Below are 16,152 nucleotides of genomic sequence, written 5' to 3' on the forward strand. Positions count from 1 at the left end.
GTGTCCTCCTAGTACTTCTTCGGGTTGGACGCGACCTCCAGGACGCCGTCCTGGAACGCCGCGCAGGCCGCCCGGCAGGCGCTCTGGGAGCCGGTCAGCCAGCCACCGGCGAAGTTGGTCTCGCTCGGGGGCTCGAAGTACGTCTGGAGCGACACATCGGCTGACTTCAGCGCCAGGTCCAGTGCGAAGGTCGCCTCCAGCGGAGGCGCGATCAGGTAGGCCAGCGGCTGCCCCAGCGGGATGTCAGCCTCCTTCGACAGGTAACTGCCGGTGCTGGAGATGAGGTGCGCGAAGAAGGCAAGATCGCCAGCCTCGTCAGCAGCGTGGAACCACGCCGCCTCCTCGCAGTACGACACGGCAGCGTCGACTCCGGCCCTGACCTCTGCGGGGGTCGGGCCCGCCAGCATGCCGATGATCTCGCCCGACAGAGGTCCGGATGCGTGCGCCGAACCGGCGTAGAAGCTCTTCGCGTACACGACGTCCACCTCGGCGTACTTGGTGGCCTCGTCGAGGGACACGTACAGGGAGTCGTCGATGTCACAGGTGATCAGGCCGAGCGAGCGTTGGTGATCCGCCAGCCCGAGCTTTTCGGCGAACGCGCGATCGACGTTCGAGATGATGCGCACCGCCAGGACGGTGGGCTTGATTGGTTCCAGGATTGCCATGGTTGTCCCTACTCTCCAGCGACCTCGCGGAGCTTCACGCCGCTCGCGCTGTACTTGATCATTCGCTTGATGAACTCGACGATGTAGGCGCCAGCCTCGAGCGGGTTGGTGCCGCCGTGGGTGGTGATCATGCAGATCAGATCTCGGTCGGCGTCAGACTTGCCCGGCTGAGGATCGAACCCCATGTAGGCGCTCATCGCGTCGGCGATTCCCAGGCCGGGACGCTCACCGATGAGGAGGACGACCACCTTCGCCTTGACGAGGGCGTTGATGTCGTTCATGATTCCGACGCGTCCGTTCTCTACGAAGAACGGAGTTCCGACCGTCAGCCCCGCGGCCTTGAGGCCCTGCTCGATCACCGGGTAGATGTCGCGCAGGTTGTTGTCGATCGCAGCGGCGGAGAGCCCGTCGACCACGCACAACTGCACGTCCGGCGACTTCACACACTTCTCAGCGATGACAGCCTTGCTTTCGTCGCTGAGCAGGCGTCCGAGGTCCGGCCGCAGCAGGTACTCGGCCCGGTCGGCGACTCGGCTTGTCACGGTGAACAGGTTGAAGGCGTCTCGCGCCTCGTCGCTCACGACGCCGTAGATGGCGTCCTGGGTGACGCCGTGATCGGCCTGGAACAGCAGCGCGGTCCCCGTCTTGGGGCGGGGCCCCGCCCTGCCGACGCCCAGCCTCGCATTGGTGCTGGCCATCAGGTTCCGCAGGCCGTCGGGATCTTGGGCGTCCTCGACCAGCATGGCGTGACGCGGTCGGTCGAGCGTCGGATCGGCCAGGTCGATGACCAGGTCCGTGCCGTCGCGCGAGATCACCGACTCCTGCCGCTCGGGGCTCTGCTCCTTGGGTTCGTATCCCTCCCGACGAAGCTCCGCCAGGATGCGGCCGACGATTTCTTCGATGTTGACACTCATCTGTTTCACCTCTTCAGGAAGAAGGACGCATCGCCTGCGATGTCGGTGAGCCGTCCGTCCTTCCACAGGCCCACCCCCTCGAGCCACGCCTCGAACTCCGGCAGCGGGCGAAGCCCGAGGGCCTGTCGCAGCGACGGCGCATCGTGGAAACTGGTCGTCTGGTAGCTCAACATGGCGTCGTCGCCCATCGGGATGCCCATGACGAAGTTGACGCCCGCGCTGGCCAGGAGCACAGCGAGGTTGTCGTTGCTGTTCTGGTCTGCCTTGGCGTGGTTGGTGTAGCACACGTCGCAGCCCATCGAGATCCCCAGGAGCTTGCCCATGAAGTGGTCCTCGAGGCCGGCTCTGATGATCTGGACGGAGTCGTACAGGTACTCGGGGCCGATGAATCCGACGACGGTGTTGACCTGATACGGGTTCCAGCGGCGGGCGATGGCGTAGTTGCGCGCCTCGAGCACCAGTTGGTCGGCGCCGTGGTGGGCGTCGGCGGACAAGGCCGAGCCCTGACCCGTCTCGAAGTACATGTAGTTCGGCCCTGCGGTGAAGCAGTGCTTCTTCGCAAGGTCGTTCGCCTCGTCGAGGAGACCGACGGAGATGCCGAAACTCTCCATGGCCTTCTGGGATCCTGCGATGGACTGGAAGATCAGACCGGCGGGGACACCGCGCCTCAGGCATTCCATCTGGGTGGTGACGTGGGCGAGGACGCAGTTCTGCGTCGGAATCTCCCACCGCTGGATGACCTCATAGGTCATCTCGAGCAGCCTGCTGACCGACCCGACCGAATCGTCGGCGGGGTTGATGCCGATCACCGAGTCACCCGAGCCGTAGGAGAGACCCTCGTAGATCGTCGCCCGGATCCCGTCGACCGAGTCGGTGGGGTGGTTGGGCTGCAGCCGCGATGCGAGGGTGCCTTCCAGCCCCATGGTGTTGCCGCAGTGCGTGACGACCCTGATCTTGCGGGCCGCGACGACGAGGTCGAGGTTGCCCATCAGCTTGGTGACCGCTGCCGCCATCTCGCCGGTCAGTGCCCGCGAGATCCTGGTGATGTCGTCGCTGCTCGTGGTGTTCGCGAGCAGCCACTCCCGGAAATCGCCGACCGTCCAGCCCTTGATCTCCTGGTAGATGGTCTCGTTGATGGCGTCGTCGATGGCGCGGGTGACCTCGTCCTGGTCGTACGGGACGACCGGGTTCTCACGCAGGGCGCTCAGTGGGACCTCGGCAAGCACATGCCTGGCCGCCACGCGCTCTGCCGCGCTTCTCGCTGCGATGCCCGCCTGCTGATCTCCGGACTTTTCTTCATTGGCCTTGGCCAACAGGTCCTTGATGTCGGCGAACTCGTATGTGTGTCCGAACAGCTTCGTTCGCAACAGCATTACGACACCTCCTCGTTTGGTTTCTCCACGTCAACTCCTTGGTCGAGTCTTGTTCTCAGTGGCTTGGTAGAAGATGAGAGTCTTGACGGAGACGGGCACGACCCGTCCGTCGAAGAGCGGCTCACCGATGTCGATGAAGTCGCCCTCCCCGAGCTGGATCTGGTCAACCACGATGAGTGGCTCAGATGGCAGCTCGCGTTTGATGGTCTGGCCGAGCACCTGCGCGTAGTCCTCCTCGGTGACCAACACGAGGGGGCGCTGTGCGGGAACGTGACGCCTCGCGAATTGGGCGATTCCCGTGGCCAGGACGTTGAGTTGATCGAAGCTCAAGCGGCGCGGTATCGGAACCGAGACGACGAAGTCGCCCTCGTTTCCCGCACCACGATCCCAGCGTTCGACCGCTTCGCCGAGCGCTTCCGCGATCGCGTGCGGGTCCACGAGTTGGGCCCCGAGATGCGGTTCGATGACGGGTGCATTCTTGATGGGCAGATGTGACTCCTCGGCCCAGATCGTGGACCCGGAAAGAGTTACCTGCTGGCTGGCCGCACCCAACACCGTCGCGCGGAGCGTCTGAGCTGGCCTCTCCACGCGCAGCCCCTGCCAACGGACGTTGTTGCGCAGGGCATCGGCCAGGAGCGGCCCGACATCGCCCCATCTGGCGACCTCGGCGAGCGTCGTAGGGGCGCGGGTCTGGTCGTAGTAGAGCTGACCGACCCCTCCGGAGACGAAGTACGCCCCCACCTTGCCGTCGAGTTCGAGAGGGGCGCTGAGCGCGGCCCGGCTGCCGAGGTCCGACACCTCACCGAGGCACAACTCGACAACCAGTTCGGCCATGGCGTCGGTCAGCTTGCGCAGCTCCTCCAGCGCAGGGACCGACCCAATCCTGAGGTTGAGGCCGAGCCGCTGCGCGATGAGAGCGCCGGTGTGCGCGAGATGCGTGACGGCTCCCGTGGATGAGTCCAGCACAACCTGCCGACCGCCGACCATCGAGGCGGCGGAGGCGACGTGCCTGCCCGTCCGAAAAGCGGCGGCATTCGACGATCCTCCTCCGATGTCGACGTTGACCACCGTCGCGTAGTTGTCGGCCGACCATTGGGCCGCGCCCGAGCCTCGCCCGGCGATCTGAGACTCCAGGTTCGGCCCCGCCACGGTGACCACGAAGTCGCCAGCCAGATCACCGAGGCCCTGCAGGATCTCCTCCGCGTTCTTGGTTCGCGCGGTCTCCCCCGTGATGATGACCGCGCCGGTCTCCACCTGGCGGGGATCGACCCCCGCGTTGGCATACTCGGCGCGGACCATCGCGACAAGGCGGGTGACGTCCACCTCGTCGGCGCTCACGAGCGGGGTGAAGTGGGCCTCCCCCTGGTACAGCACGCGGCGCGCGTCAATGTCGAGCCGGGGAACCAGGCCCATGCGGGCCTGGTTGTTGACGCTCAGCTCCGACAGCACCACCTGCGTGGTGGTCGTACCGACGTCGATCCCGACACTCAACATCTCGCGGCTGGTCATGACGGTCAGGGCCCTCAGCTCTTGCGGAAGGTCGTGCGGCCGTCTGCCTCGAGCGAATCGAGGATCGCGAAGATCACCGCGTCCACGGGCGCTCCCGCCGTCAGGTCGGTGTGGCGACCTGCGCTGCCCTCGGCGACGAGGACGAGCTCGCCCTCCCCTGCGCCGATGGCGTCAGCCGCGACGTAGGGCTCGCCGTACAGCTCGTCATCGACGGTGGCGTTGGAGACGATCAGCAACTTGGACCCACGGAGCGAGTCGACCTTGATGGTCGACACCGCCGATCCGATGACGCGCGCGATCCGCATGTCAGTCCTCCGCTACTCTGCCGGTGGCCGAGTCCCGTCGGGCTTCGCGCCTGGCCCCGTCGGCGACGTCGGCGAGGCTTTCGGCCTCAGCCATCGCCGAGGTGGCGGTGACGTCTGCGAGTTCCTCCGCGTCGACGGGGGCTTCGTCGTCGGCCTCCGGCGAGCTCGCGGGGAAGGCACGGGCGAAGAGCAGCAGTGCCACGATGACGGCGGTGATGCCCGCGACGAGCTTGCCTGCGATCATCGGCGCGATCATGTCGCGCGCAACGCCTGCAGTGAAGCCGAGGTGGTCACCGAGCACGAAGGCGGCGCTGACCGCGAAGGCGGCGTTGAGGATCTTGCCGCGCTTATCCATGTTCTTCATGATTTCGAACATGGCGATGTTGTTCGCGAGCGTGGCGATGAAGCCACCCGCCGCGGACTTGTTGACCCCGATCAGCTTGCCGACCGCCGCGAGCGGCTTCGCGCCGAGCGTGACGATGAGATGGACCGCGGGGAAGGCGCCCAACAGCATCATGGCGATCGAGCCGACCACCGCGAGCCCCTCGGTGACGGGGAGCAGTTCCCATCCGGCAGGCATGATCTTGACGCCGGTCATGGTCTCGAACACGCCGATCACCAGGCCGACGGAGATGATGAAGACGAGCCCCCTGCCGAACCAGAGGAACCCGGTGGTCATGGCGTCGGGCTTCCACCACAGTCCGAGGGCGATCAGGACCGCCGCGAAGATGATCGGTACCGTGTTGATCAGCACGAACCCGGCGGGCATCCCCGCGATGAGGCCGGAGGTGACGACGCCGAACGGAATCGTGACGATGCCGGCGAGCACGCCCTTCGCCAGGAACGGACGGTCGTCCTTACCAATGATGCCGAGTGCGACGGGGATCGTGAAGACGACGGTGGCGCCCATCATGGCGCCCAGGATCAGACCCGAGAGCCGCTGGGCGTCGGGGTTGTCGGTCATGGCCTGCGCGAGCGGCCAGCCTCCCATGTCGTTGGCGAGCAGCGTTCCCGCGAACATGGCGGGATCTGCACCGACGAGCCCGTAGATGGGCGCGACAACGGGGCTCAGAATCTTGGCCAGCACAGGAGACAGCGCGTAGACGCCGACCATGGACAAGGCAAGGGGACCCATCGCGTTGAAGCCCTCTTCGAACTTCTCGCCGAGCCCAAATCTGTTGCCGATCGCCCTGTCGAGCCCACCCAACACCATGCAGATCATCAAGATCCAGACGATGACTTCGTTAATGCTCACTACAGCGTCTCCTTCGACGTTGAAGGGTGAAGCGTCGGCACCGATGCCGACCTGACACAAACCCTATCAACTACGTTTTGTAGTAACGAAATCGGGGGTCAGTTATTCGAATACCGCACTGACAAGCGCGGACACCCAGCCCGCAGAGCACAAAAAGAGGCCCCCACCGATCGGTGGGGGCCTCGAGGCTGTAGTTGCGTCAGCCGATGACGCGGCGGGCGCCGCTGAAGGGCATCGAGTTGAGGCTCGTGACGCGGACGCCGCTGCGCGGGTTGGCTGCGTCGACGATCTTGCCGTTGCCGATGTACAGGCCGACGTGGCTTACGGGGCTGTAGTAGAAGACCAGGTCGCCGGGGCGAAGGTCGGACTTGGAGACCTTGTAACCGGCCGATGAGAACTGGCCACGCGACGAGCGGGTCAGGTTGATGCCGACCTGGCGGTACGCCCAGCTGGTGAGGCCGGAGCAGTCGAAGGTGCTCGGGCCGGAGGTGCCCCACACGTAGCGGCTGCCGACCTTGCTGAGCGCGGCGTCGACGACGTCCTGCGCGCGGCCGGAGCCACCGCTGGCGGCCGGGGGCTCTTCCTGCGTCTCGGGCTTGGGCGCCTTGCTCGAGGCGGGGGCGCTGGGGCTGGTCGACGCCGGGGCCTCCACACGGGGCGAGGTCGCGGTGTCGCGGCTGGCGCGCTCCTGGGCGGCGCGGGCCTCGGCCTCGGCCTGGGCGGCGGCCTCGCGGCGGACCCGCTCAGCCTCGATGGCCGCGAGCCGCTGACGCTCCTCCTCAGAGAGGCGGTCGTAGACGGCCTGCGCCTCGGCCTCCTTGGCGTCGTACTGCTTGCCGAGCTCGACCTTGGCGGCGGCGTCCTTGTCGAGCTGCTTCTGGGTGGCGTCGACGTCCTCACGCAGCGTCGTCAGCTTTGCCTGGTCGACCTGGAGCTGCTGGATGCCCGCGGTGGAGCGGTCGGCCTCGACCTGCATCGCGCCGAGCCCGCTGAGGAAGTTGTCCGCATCAGTGCTGGTGAGCAGCTGCGCCGTCAGCGAGATCGAGTCGCCGCGCATCTGCACCGCGCCGACGTGCCCGAGCTGGCTCGACAGCTTCTCGACCTTCGCCACCTGCGAGGTGACGTCGGAGGTCAGGTTCTTGAGCTTCGCCTCGTTCTGGGCGGCCCGGTCGTGCGCCTCGATGATGTCCTGATCGATAGCGGAGCTCTCTTGGTGGATGCGGTCGAGGTCCTTACGGGCCTGCGCAACGGCGTCAGGATCGGCATTGGCCACCACCGCACCACCAAAGACGGTGGCGATCGCGAGGGTGCTGGCCAGGACGAGGCGGACTCGGTTCACGTTCAACTCCAGAACAGGCATAGAACAAATCTGAGAGAATCCTAAGCCCCGTTCAGCTTTTTCTCAAACGTTGTTGGCGTGTCGTCATCCGGCACGCTGATCTGACGCCGGGGCGTCCATCCTCAAAGGCGGCAGGAGACCCGCGTCGGAGAGCACCGCGAGCGCGCGCTGTTCCGGCTCGACGAAGTCGAAGTTGGGTGTGCCGAGCAGCACCGAGATGACGCAGTCGCCGCAGGCGGGCCCCTTTGCCTGGCAGGTGTGGCAGTCCACGTGTAGTGATGTCATGGCAACAGTCTTGCCGGGGGCACCGACAGAACTGTCCGAGGAGACACGTAGCGTGCGTGGCATGTCGCCGACCTCCGCCGCGTTGCAGCCCAGCTTCGATGAGCTTGGCACGCCGTTGGCAGATGTCACCTTCGTAGTGGTCGACCTGGAGACCACCGGCGGCGCGGCCGACTCGGAGATCACGGAGGTCGGCGCCGTCAAGGTCAGAGGCGGCAGGGTGCTCGGGGAGTTCCAGACGCTGGTGCGCCCCTCGGGGGGCATCCCTGCGATGATCCAGGTGCTCACGGGCATCACGAACCAGATGGTCGCGTCTGCCCCGGCCGCCTCCGAGGTGCTGCCGTCGTTCGCGGAGTTCGCCACCGATGCCGTGATCGTGGCGCACAACGCCCGCTTCGACACCGGCTTCCTGCGGCGCGGCTACGAGGAGCTTGGCCTGCAGTGGCCGAGGCCGACCGTCGTCGACACCGTCGCGCTTGCCCGCTGTGCGCTGCTGCGCGACGAGGTCCCCAACTGCAAACTGGCGACGCTCGCCCGTCACTTCCGCGCCGCCACCGAGCCCAACCACCGCGCGCTGAGCGACGCCCGCGCGACGGTGGACGTGCTGCACGGCCTGCTTGAGCGGGTCGGCAACCTGGGCGTCCACACACTGGAAGACCTGACGGAGTTCGCGCTGCAGGTCTCCCCCGACCGCCGCGCGAAGCGGGTGTGGGCGCAGTCGGCCCCAGAGTCGGCGGGCGTCTACTACTTCGTCTCCGACACGCAGCAACCCGCGGGCCGCCCGCAGCGGGAGGTGCTCTACGTCGGCAAGTCGAACAACCTCAAGCGGCGGGTGCGCTCCTACTTCTCCGCCGCGGAGAAGCGGGGCCGGATCCACGAGATGGTGCGGGTCGCCACGGGCGTCGAGTTCGTGCCTTGTGCCACCGACCTGGAGGCCGAGGTCCGGGAACTGCGGATGATCGAGTCGCTGGCGCCGCGCTACAACCGGCGCTCGAAGAACCAGCGAAAGCTCTGGTGGCTGCGGCTGACCGACGACGCGTTCCCGCGGCTCTCGGTCGTCACCCAACTGCGCGACGCGACCCACTTCTTCGGCCCGTTCCGCACGCGCGACGATGCCAATGACGCCGCGCTGACCCTCTACGACGCCTACCGATTGCGCCGCTGCACCACCCGACTGTCGCCGCGGAAGCCGAGCCCCTCGTGCGCACTGGGCGAGATGGGACGCTGCGTCTCCCCCTGCGAACTGGGCGAGGGCGCAGAGCAGTATCCGGCGATCGTCGCCGACGTCGCCCACACCTGGGGCGGCGACGTCAGACCGGTGCTGCGCAGCGTCCGGGGGCGGATGCGCAGACTCATCGCGCAGGAGCGCTACGAGGAGGCAGGCGAGGTGTCGAGACGGCTGCACGCCTACTACCGCACGTCGCTGCGATTCCACCGGATCCGCTCGCTCGCGGCGTGCCCGCAACTGGTCGCGGCGGTCCCGTCGTCACGCGGCTGGGACATCCACGTGATCAGGCACGGTCGCCTGGCTGCGGCCACGTCCGCGCCGAGCCACCGGGCGCGCGCCGCGTCGGAGGCCGCCGTCGCGTCGGCCGAGACGGTGCTTGCTGCCTCGCACGGGATGCCCGCGGCCAGCATCGAGGAGACCGAGCGGATCGCCGCATGGCTGGAACTGCCGGGGGTCAGGTTCATCGAGACCGACGGCGACTGGGCATGGCCGATCAACGTCGGGTTGCCCGACGGCGCGCTGCCCGCTGAGGTGCTCGGCCCTGAACCACTCGGCCAGGAACCACTCGCTCCGGAGCCGCTCGCGGGCTGAAACGACGACCGCCCGAGCCTCGGGAGGCTCGGGCGGTCAAGAAAGATCTGGCGTCAGGCCAGCGTCACCGACTCGATGACGACCGGGTCGACCGGACGGTCGCGGGAGTCGGTCGCGGTCGTGGCGATCGCGTCGACCACCTGCTGGCTGGCAGCGTCCTTGACCTCGCCGAAAATGGTGTGGCGGCGGTTCAGGTGCGGCGTGGGGCCGACGGTGATGAAGAACTGCGAGCCGTTGGTTCCCGGGCCGCGGTTCGCCATGGCGAGCAGGTACGGACGGTCGAACGACAGTTCGGGGTGGAACTCGTCGGCGAAGGTGTAGCCGGGCTCACCGGTGCCGTCGCCCTTGCGGTCGCCGCCCTGGATCATGAAGCCGTCGATGATGCGGTGGAACGCCACGCCGTCGTAGAAGTTGGCGGTGGTGTTCTCACCGGTGACCGGGTCGCGGAACTCCTTGGTGCCTCCGGCGAGGCCGACGAAGTTCTCGACCGTCTTGGGGGCCTGGTCCTCGAACAGTTCGATGACGATGTCGCCACGGTTGGTGTGCAGGGTTGCAGTGCTCAACGCATGTCCTCTCAGCTGTGTTGTCCATCCCAGTGTGACAGACGCCGCCCGGGGGCTTGGCTAGCCTTGGGTCACGTCGCGCTCACCGGCGAGCCGCAAACACCACCTTGGAGGACAACAATGCCGCTGCTCAACCACGTAGGGATCACCGTGTCGAACCTGGAACGCTCCATCGCGTTCTACACCAGCCTCGGCCTGGGCGCTCCGCCCGCCGACTGGATCTTCACGATCCAGGGCCACTGGCTGAGCCAACTCGTCCAGGAGGAGGACGCCGTCATCCGCGTCGCGTTCCTGCCGATCGACGACGGATCGGTCCTCGAACTGCTCGAGTACCAGCAACCGGAGGGTGAGAAGGCCAACACGCGCCCCAACCGGGACGTCGGCGCGATGCACCTCGCGCTGAACGTCGACAACATCGACGAGGCATACCAGCGCCTCTCCGCGGCCGGTGTGCCGTTCAACTCCGAGCCGCAGACCGTGGCGATGGGCCCCTGGGCGGGCAACCGGGTCGCGTACCTCAGCGACCCCGACGGCACCCCGGTCGAACTGGTGATGAACGTCGTCTGAGCCCTGTGGCGACCTGGCGTTGAGCAGCATTGACAACTCGTCCGGGTGTGGAGCGTTCAACCGTGGCATCCACGGGAACCAACACCGAATGCTGCTCAACGCCAGAGTCTCCACAGACCCTCCACCAGCGCCCACGGACGGGGTTCACCCGCCTGGGCGCACCCTCTTGTGTCGGATCGGCCTTGATGGAACCCGACAACCCGGTAGCGTTGGAGATGCTCGATCACGAGCCACAACAACGGGAGGAACTTGTGAAGAAGTCACAAGAGATGAAGAAGGCCGCCGCGGAGACCGCCACCGCCGCCGCCGAGTACTCAACAACCGCGCTGAAGGACGGCCTGGACAAGGCCCAGGAACTGTTGGCGGAGGCCCAGAAGCAGGCCGGCCCCATCATCCGCGACGCCAAGGTCCGCACCGCCGACTTCGCATCGCGCACGCTCGATGATCTCGAGCCCCACATCAAGGACGCCCTCGACAGGGTCGCCCCCGCCGTGGATGCCGCCCGCGACAAGGTGACCGACGACCTGCTGCCCAAGCTGCAGGACGCGCTCCATCATGCCGCGGAGCACCCTGCGGTCGCGGAGGCCACCAAGCGGGGCACCGCCGCCGTGCAGGCCCTCAAGGGCGAGGTCGCGCCGGTTACCAAGAAGAAGAGCAAGTTCAAGAAGGTCGCCAAGTTCCTCGCCATCGGTGCTGTCATCGCGGGCGCGGTCGCGGCGGTGCGTCACTTCCTGGCGCCCAAGGACGACGGCTGGACGGCTCACGAGCCATCGAAGGCGTACGTGAACAACAATGACACCTTCTCCAACGCGGCCAAGTTCGCCTCCGACATGGATGCGGCGGCCGACGACGAGGTCGTGGTCTCTGCTGAAGAGGTCGAGGTCCAGGACGACATGACCTCCGAGGGCGCCCCGGCTCCCCACGCGACGTTCGTCACCGAGAAGGACGCGCACGCCCAGGCCAAGGCGGAGGCAGAGGAGGCGACCCAGGAGGGTGGCTACGGCGAGGGCTCCTACGTCGGCTCCGAGCCGCCGGAGGGCTTCAGCATCAAGGGCAACGAGCGCTCCAAGAAGTTCCACGTGCCTGGCACCGGTGGCTACGAGCGCACCATCGCCGAGGTGTGGTTCAACTCTGAGGAGGCCGCCGAGGCGGCTGGGTTCACGAAGGCCCAGCGCTAAGGCGCACGACTCAGACAAACCCGATGGGGGCGGCCGACCGGCCGCCCCCCATTCGCGTCCCGCTACAGTGCGCGCCCGAAGTCCTCGGCCCAGGTTCCGGGGCCGGTGACGGCGACCTCGCGGAGTCCCTGCCACGCGGCCGCCTCGTGGAGCAGCGGCGCGACCCGCGCCGCCAACTCGGCGCGCCTCGACTCCTGGCCCGGCTCGATGTGGGCGTGCTGCACGCGCAGCACGGCCGCCCCACGGTCGCTCTTGAGGTCGACGCGACCGACGATCTGGTCGTCGACAAGCACGGGAAGCACGTAGTAGCCGTGCTCGCGCTTCTCCTTTGGCGTGTAGATCGAGATCCGGTAGTGGAAGCCGAACAGGCGCTCCGCCCGTGGCCGGAACCAGACGAGCGGGTCGAACGGGGACAGCAGCGCCGCCGCCTCGACGGCCCGCGGCACGCGCGTGCCGGCCGCGAGGTAGGCAGGGCGGTCCCACCCGTCGACGACGACCTCCTCCAACTCGCCCGCCGCGACGAGCGCCTCAACCGCCGGCCTCGCCGTCGACGGCTTGAACCGCGGATAGTCGGCGAGATCCTCCAGCGTCGCCACCCCATACGCGACGCTGGCCCTGCGCACCAGCTCGAGGATCGCCTCGTCGCGCCCGACCGCCTCCCGGGCCGGTTCGGGCAGCACTTCGGAGGCCAACGCAAGCCGGCGCTCGAAGCGCTGCCTGCCCACCACGACCAACTCGCCGGTGCGGAACAGCCAGTTGGCCGCCCAGTGCACCTCATTCTTGTTCCACCACCCGCCGCCCAGCGACACGTTCTGCGGGTGTTCCAGGTCGCGCACCCGCAGCGGGCCCCGCTCCCCGAACTCTTGGCGGACCTCGTCGACCAGGGCCGCATTCTCGCTGCCCCATTCCCGGAAGCTGGCGCGCATCGAGGCCTCGCGGTGCCAGGCCCACAGCGGCCAGTCGCTGACCGGGAGCACGGTGGCCTCGTGCGCGAGGTACTCGGTGTAGTCGCCCAGCCCCCGACCCACGTCGTGGTGCAGCAGCGCGTCCAACTGCCCCCGGTCGTAGGGGCCGAGGCGCGCGAGCAGCGGGAGGTAGTGGCTGCGCTCGAACACGTTGACCGAATCCACCTGGAGGACGCCGAGGCGGGCGATCGTGCGGCGCAGCGCGGCGGGGCCGATCTTGGCGGGGCGCGTCGCCGCGAGTCCCTGGGCGGAGACCGCCACCCGTCGTGCTGCTTCCGGGCTAAGTCGTCGTGGCATGGGCCAACAATAGGGGCCGCTTGTCCACAGTTGCCGCACGACCGGCCCGACGCTACCGGGGCAGGCCTTAGCCTCGGTGCATGGTGGAACTGGTGGCCGCGGCACTCGCCCTCGCGGCCGTGGCGACCTGGGTGCTTGCCGTCCCCCGCGTCGTCATCGCCGACGACGAGGCGCCCGACTTCCGCGCCCTCGTGACACCGGCCAGCGCCGCCGTGGTGGGGGTGTCTGCCTTCGCGCTTGCGCAGGTGCTGTGGCTGGCCCCCTCGGGACCTGGTGGCTGTGGGTGCCCTACCTGGCGTTCGGCGTGCCGCTGGTGGCCGTCGACCTGCGCACCACGTTCCTGCCGACCGCGCTGTGGCGGCTGTGCCTTGTCGCCATGCTGGTCGGGCTGGTTCCCGTCGCGCTGACAAGTCCGCCGCTCGCCCTGGGCGTCGGGCTCGGGGCCGCCGCGCTCGGCGCGTTCTTCTACCTGGCTTGGCGGCTCGGCCGCGGGATGGGCTTCGGTGACGTCCGGCTCGCTGTGCTGGTCGGCGCGGTCGCGGGGACCTCCGGGGTCATGGGGGTCGCGTCGGCGGCGCTGCTCGGCACCGCGCTCGGGGCGGTGCAGGCCTTGGTCCGGGTGGCGCTGCGGCGCGGCACCGGGGCCTTCGCGTACGGCCCAGCGCTGTACGCGGGGCCGTTCGCGGCTCAACTGGTGGCGGCTACCGCTGGGTAGCGGCGACCCAGTTCTCGAGCGTCCGCGCCGCCCGACCGGAGTCGATGGCCTCCTCAGCGTCGCGCAGCGGCTCACGCAACTGCTCGACGAGGTCGCGCACGGTCGAGATGCCGCGGTAGGCGAGCAACGCGGCGGCGGCGTTCAGCACGACGATGTCGCGCACGGCGCCCGGCCGCCCCGCGACCAGGTCCCGGACGACCTGCGCGTTGTGCGCTGCCTCGCCACCGGTCAGGTCGTGGAAGGCGGCGGGCTGCAGCCCCAGGTCGGTGGGATCGAGCACGGTGCGGTGCACCCGCCCCTCGGCGATCATCCACACGTCCGACGAGGACGTGGTGGTCAACTCGTCGAGACCGTCGTAGCCGCGGAACACCATTCCCTTGTGCCGCGTTCGGCGAGCACCCGCGCGATCACCGGCGCGATGTCGTCGTTGGCGACGCCGAGCGCCATGGCGCGCGGCCGGGCGGGGTTGGCCAGCGGGCCGAGGAAGTTGAAGGTCGTCTGGATGCCGAGTTGCTTGCGCACCCCGGCGACCGTCTTCATGGTCGGGTGGTACATCTGCGCGAACAGGAACACCACGCCGATCTCGTCGAGGATGGCGGCCTGTTTGTCGGGGCTCACGTCAAGCTTGATGCCGAGCGACTCGAGGGTGTCAGCGGTCCCCGCCATGGACGAGGCGGCCCGCGCGCCGTGCTTGACGACCTTCGCGCCTGCGGCCGCGGCGATGATGGCGGCCATCGTGGAGACGTTGACGGTGTTGGCGCGGTCTCCCCCGGTGCCGACGATGTCGACGGCGTCAGGGTCGAGCGTGATGGGGGTCGCCTTTGCGAGCATCGCGTCGGCAAGCCCGGAGATCTCGTCCTCGGTCTCACCCTTGGCCCGCAGCGCGGTCAGCATCGCGGCGATCTGCACCTCGGACGCCCTGCCCGAGAGGATCTCGGTCAGTGCCCACTGCGCCGCGCTCGCCTCGAGCCCCTCGCGGCGGATCAGCCCCGTCAGAATGTCAGGCCATGAGTAGCCCGACATCACACGGCCTGCGACAGGCGCTGTCGGATCAGGTTCGCGGCCTGCTGCGGCATGGTGACCGGGTCGATCGGGAACGGTGCGATGGCCTCGGCGCGCGACCAGGAGGCCAGCCACGCGTCCGCCTCGCGCGTGACGAGCAGCATCACGGGAGCACAGTCGGTGTACTCCTCCTTGACCTGGTACGCCAACCCGAAGCCACCGGAGGGCTGCGCGTTGCCGTCGAAGATCATCAGCGCATAGTCGGTGCCCGCGTCGAGGGTGCGAAGCAGCGCCCCCTGCGTTGCGACCTCGAAGACCTCGATCTCCGGCAGGTCGGACGCGACACGGCGCCCGAGGGTGAGCCGGACGGCCTCGCGGACGGTCCGGTCATCGGAGAACACGAGGACCTTGACGGGGGCCTGAGTCATCTTCTGTCAATCCTTTGCGTTGTCGCTGTCGACCGTGGGCCGAGTGCCTGCATGTGTCATGGTAGCCGTGTCATGCCCGAGAGGCGCATAGCGTCTTCCGGCCGGGCACGAGATGAGGGGCCGCCGGCGAGGCGGCGGCGCGCCCGGCCTGCCGCGCATTATCGCACCCGCCACCAGCAGTTTTAGAGGGGGTACCCCAAAGTTTCGTGGCTGGCGTGACCATCCGCGCTTTTGCCGCAATAATGAGGCCGTGGCCACGAATCATGAGACTCTCACTGCACCGGCGGAGCTGCCAAGCGGCGCGCTCCACAAGGTTCCCTCCGCGCGTCTGAACAAGCCCGCGGGACGCCCCGACACGCTCTCCGTCGGCGTCATCGTGTGGTTGGCGAGCGAGCTGATGTTCTTCGGGGCGGTGTTCGCCGCCTACTTCTGGACGCGCAGCATCACCAACGATGCCGCGGCGGCGGCCGGGACGCCGAGCATGTGGGCCACCAACAGCGCTCACCTCGACGTCACGTTCGCCAGCATCAACACGGCCATCCTGGTGCTGAGCTCCGTGACCTGCCAGCTCGCGGCCAACGCCGCGGAGGCCCGCCGCGTCTCCGGCTCGTGGTTCAACCCGCTGAAGTGGGGCCTGCGCGAGGGCTTCATCGTGACGATCATCCTCGGCTCGATCTTCGTTTCCGGCCAGGTGTGGGAGTACTTCACGCTCTTCAACGAGGGCTTCACGATCCAGACCAACCAGTACTGGTCGCTGTTCTTCCTCGCGACCGGCTTCCACGGCCTGCACGTGCTCGGTGGCGTCGTCGCCATGTGGTACGTCCTGGCCCGCTCGCTGATGACGAAGACTCACACGCATGAGCAGACGGTGAGCGCCCACGTGGTCTCCTACTACTGGCACTTCGTCGACGTCATCTGGATTCTCCTGTTCGGCGTCCTGTACTTCCTCCGCTAACCCTCGACCGGGAGATCATCA

General features: G+C 67.9%; 15 protein-coding genes and 2 pseudogenes. 5 read left to right on the forward strand and 12 right to left on the reverse strand.

The window, feature by feature from the left end; genetic code table 11:
- Positions 1 to 8: 8 nt before the first annotated feature.
- The 8 genes from eutL to BW730_RS08065 all read right to left on the reverse strand — a co-directional run bounded on the left by eutL (position 9) and on the right by BW730_RS08065 (position 7,645).
- Entirely contained in the window at positions 9 to 665 is a 657-nt protein-coding gene (gene eutL / locus BW730_RS08030; RefSeq protein WP_193432371.1) for an ethanolamine utilization microcompartment protein EutL, read from the reverse strand.
- A gap of 8 nt (positions 666 to 673) precedes the next feature.
- Positions 674 to 1,579 carry an ethanolamine ammonia-lyase subunit EutC gene (eutC, locus tag BW730_RS08035; RefSeq protein WP_077685787.1) on the reverse strand — a complete coding sequence of 302 codons (906 nt, stop codon included), beginning with the start codon at positions 1,577 to 1,579 and terminating at the stop codon, positions 674 to 676.
- Positions 1,580 to 1,584: 5 nt separating this feature from the next.
- Positions 1,585 to 2,952 carry an ethanolamine ammonia-lyase subunit EutB gene (locus tag BW730_RS08040; RefSeq protein ID WP_077685788.1) on the reverse strand — a complete coding sequence of 456 codons (1,368 nt, stop codon included), beginning with the start codon at positions 2,950 to 2,952 and terminating at the stop codon, positions 1,585 to 1,587.
- Between the two features lie 30 nt (positions 2,953 to 2,982).
- Positions 2,983 to 4,461 (reverse strand): ethanolamine ammonia-lyase reactivating factor EutA, encoded by a 1,479-nt coding sequence (locus BW730_RS08045; RefSeq protein WP_077685789.1) that lies wholly within the window; start codon positions 4,459 to 4,461, stop codon positions 2,983 to 2,985.
- Positions 4,462 to 4,475: 14 nt separating this feature from the next.
- Positions 4,476 to 4,766, reverse strand: coding sequence for a EutN/CcmL family microcompartment protein (locus BW730_RS08050; RefSeq protein WP_077685790.1), 291 nt, complete (start codon positions 4,764 to 4,766; stop codon positions 4,476 to 4,478).
- A 1-nt stretch (position 4,767) separates the two neighbouring features.
- The gene (locus BW730_RS08055) at positions 4,768 to 6,021 is read right to left on the reverse strand and encodes an ethanolamine utilization protein EutH (RefSeq protein WP_077685791.1); all 1,254 of its coding nucleotides are present in this window, start codon (positions 6,019 to 6,021) and stop codon (positions 4,768 to 4,770) included.
- A gap of 199 nt (positions 6,022 to 6,220) precedes the next feature.
- A complete protein-coding gene (locus BW730_RS08060; protein WP_145952778.1) occupies positions 6,221 to 7,360 on the reverse strand; it encodes a C40 family peptidase in 1,140 nt (379 codons plus the stop codon).
- Positions 7,361 to 7,444: 84 nt separating this feature from the next.
- Complete coding sequence (locus tag BW730_RS08065) at positions 7,445 to 7,645, reverse strand: hypothetical protein (protein WP_077685793.1); 201 nt, start codon at positions 7,643 to 7,645, stop codon at positions 7,445 to 7,447.
- A gap of 61 nt (positions 7,646 to 7,706) precedes the next feature.
- Here BW730_RS08065 and BW730_RS08070 point away from each other — a divergent pair, with 61 nt between their 5' ends.
- On the forward strand, positions 7,707 to 9,461 hold the full coding sequence (locus tag BW730_RS08070; protein WP_077685794.1) for a DEDD exonuclease domain-containing protein: 1,755 nt from the start codon (positions 7,707 to 7,709) through the stop codon (positions 9,459 to 9,461).
- A 53-nt stretch (positions 9,462 to 9,514) separates the two neighbouring features.
- On the opposite strand, the gene BW730_RS08075 is transcribed toward BW730_RS08070, so the two are convergent.
- The gene (locus BW730_RS08075; protein WP_269466653.1) at positions 9,515 to 10,024 is read right to left on the reverse strand and encodes a peptidylprolyl isomerase; all 510 of its coding nucleotides are present in this window, start codon (positions 10,022 to 10,024) and stop codon (positions 9,515 to 9,517) included.
- Between the two features lie 120 nt (positions 10,025 to 10,144).
- Between BW730_RS08075 and BW730_RS08080 the strand changes: the two genes are divergently transcribed.
- Complete coding sequence (locus BW730_RS08080) at positions 10,145 to 10,591, forward strand: VOC family protein (protein WP_158522542.1); 447 nt, start codon at positions 10,145 to 10,147, stop codon at positions 10,589 to 10,591.
- Between the two features lie 1,004 nt (positions 10,592 to 11,595).
- Positions 11,596 to 11,769 (forward strand): annotated as a pseudogene (locus BW730_RS20495) (sunset domain-containing protein); the annotation flags it as partial.
- Between the two features lie 62 nt (positions 11,770 to 11,831).
- Here BW730_RS20495 and BW730_RS08090 read toward each other — a convergent pair.
- On the reverse strand, positions 11,832 to 13,031 hold the full coding sequence (locus BW730_RS08090) for a winged helix-turn-helix domain-containing protein (RefSeq protein WP_077685798.1): 1,200 nt from the start codon (positions 13,029 to 13,031) through the stop codon (positions 11,832 to 11,834).
- 250 nt (positions 13,032 to 13,281) lie between these two features.
- Between BW730_RS08090 and BW730_RS08095 the strand changes: the two genes are divergently transcribed.
- Positions 13,282 to 13,746 (forward strand): prepilin peptidase, encoded by a 465-nt coding sequence (locus tag BW730_RS08095; RefSeq protein ID WP_158522544.1) that lies wholly within the window; start codon positions 13,282 to 13,284, stop codon positions 13,744 to 13,746.
- Here the strand turns inward: BW730_RS08095 and trpD are convergent.
- Positions 13,733 to 14,769 (reverse strand): annotated as a pseudogene (gene trpD / locus BW730_RS08100) (anthranilate phosphoribosyltransferase). The gene BW730_RS08095 and the pseudogene trpD overlap by 14 nt on opposite strands.
- Positions 14,769 to 15,176: a response regulator gene (locus BW730_RS08105; protein ID WP_077685800.1), complete on the reverse strand. Its 408-nt coding sequence runs from the start codon at positions 15,174 to 15,176 to the stop codon at positions 14,769 to 14,771. Before BW730_RS08105 ends, trpD begins: the two are co-directional and overlap by 1 nt.
- A gap of 250 nt (positions 15,177 to 15,426) precedes the next feature.
- Between BW730_RS08105 and ctaE the strand changes: the two genes are divergently transcribed.
- A complete protein-coding gene (gene ctaE / locus BW730_RS08110) occupies positions 15,427 to 16,131 on the forward strand; it encodes an aa3-type cytochrome oxidase subunit III (protein WP_077685801.1) in 705 nt (234 codons plus the stop codon).
- The last annotated feature ends 21 nt before the right edge of the window (positions 16,132 to 16,152 follow it).

It is taken from the genome of Tessaracoccus aquimaris (assembly GCF_001997345.1).
Lineage (GTDB): Bacteria > Actinomycetota > Actinomycetes > Propionibacteriales > Propionibacteriaceae > Arachnia > Arachnia aquimaris.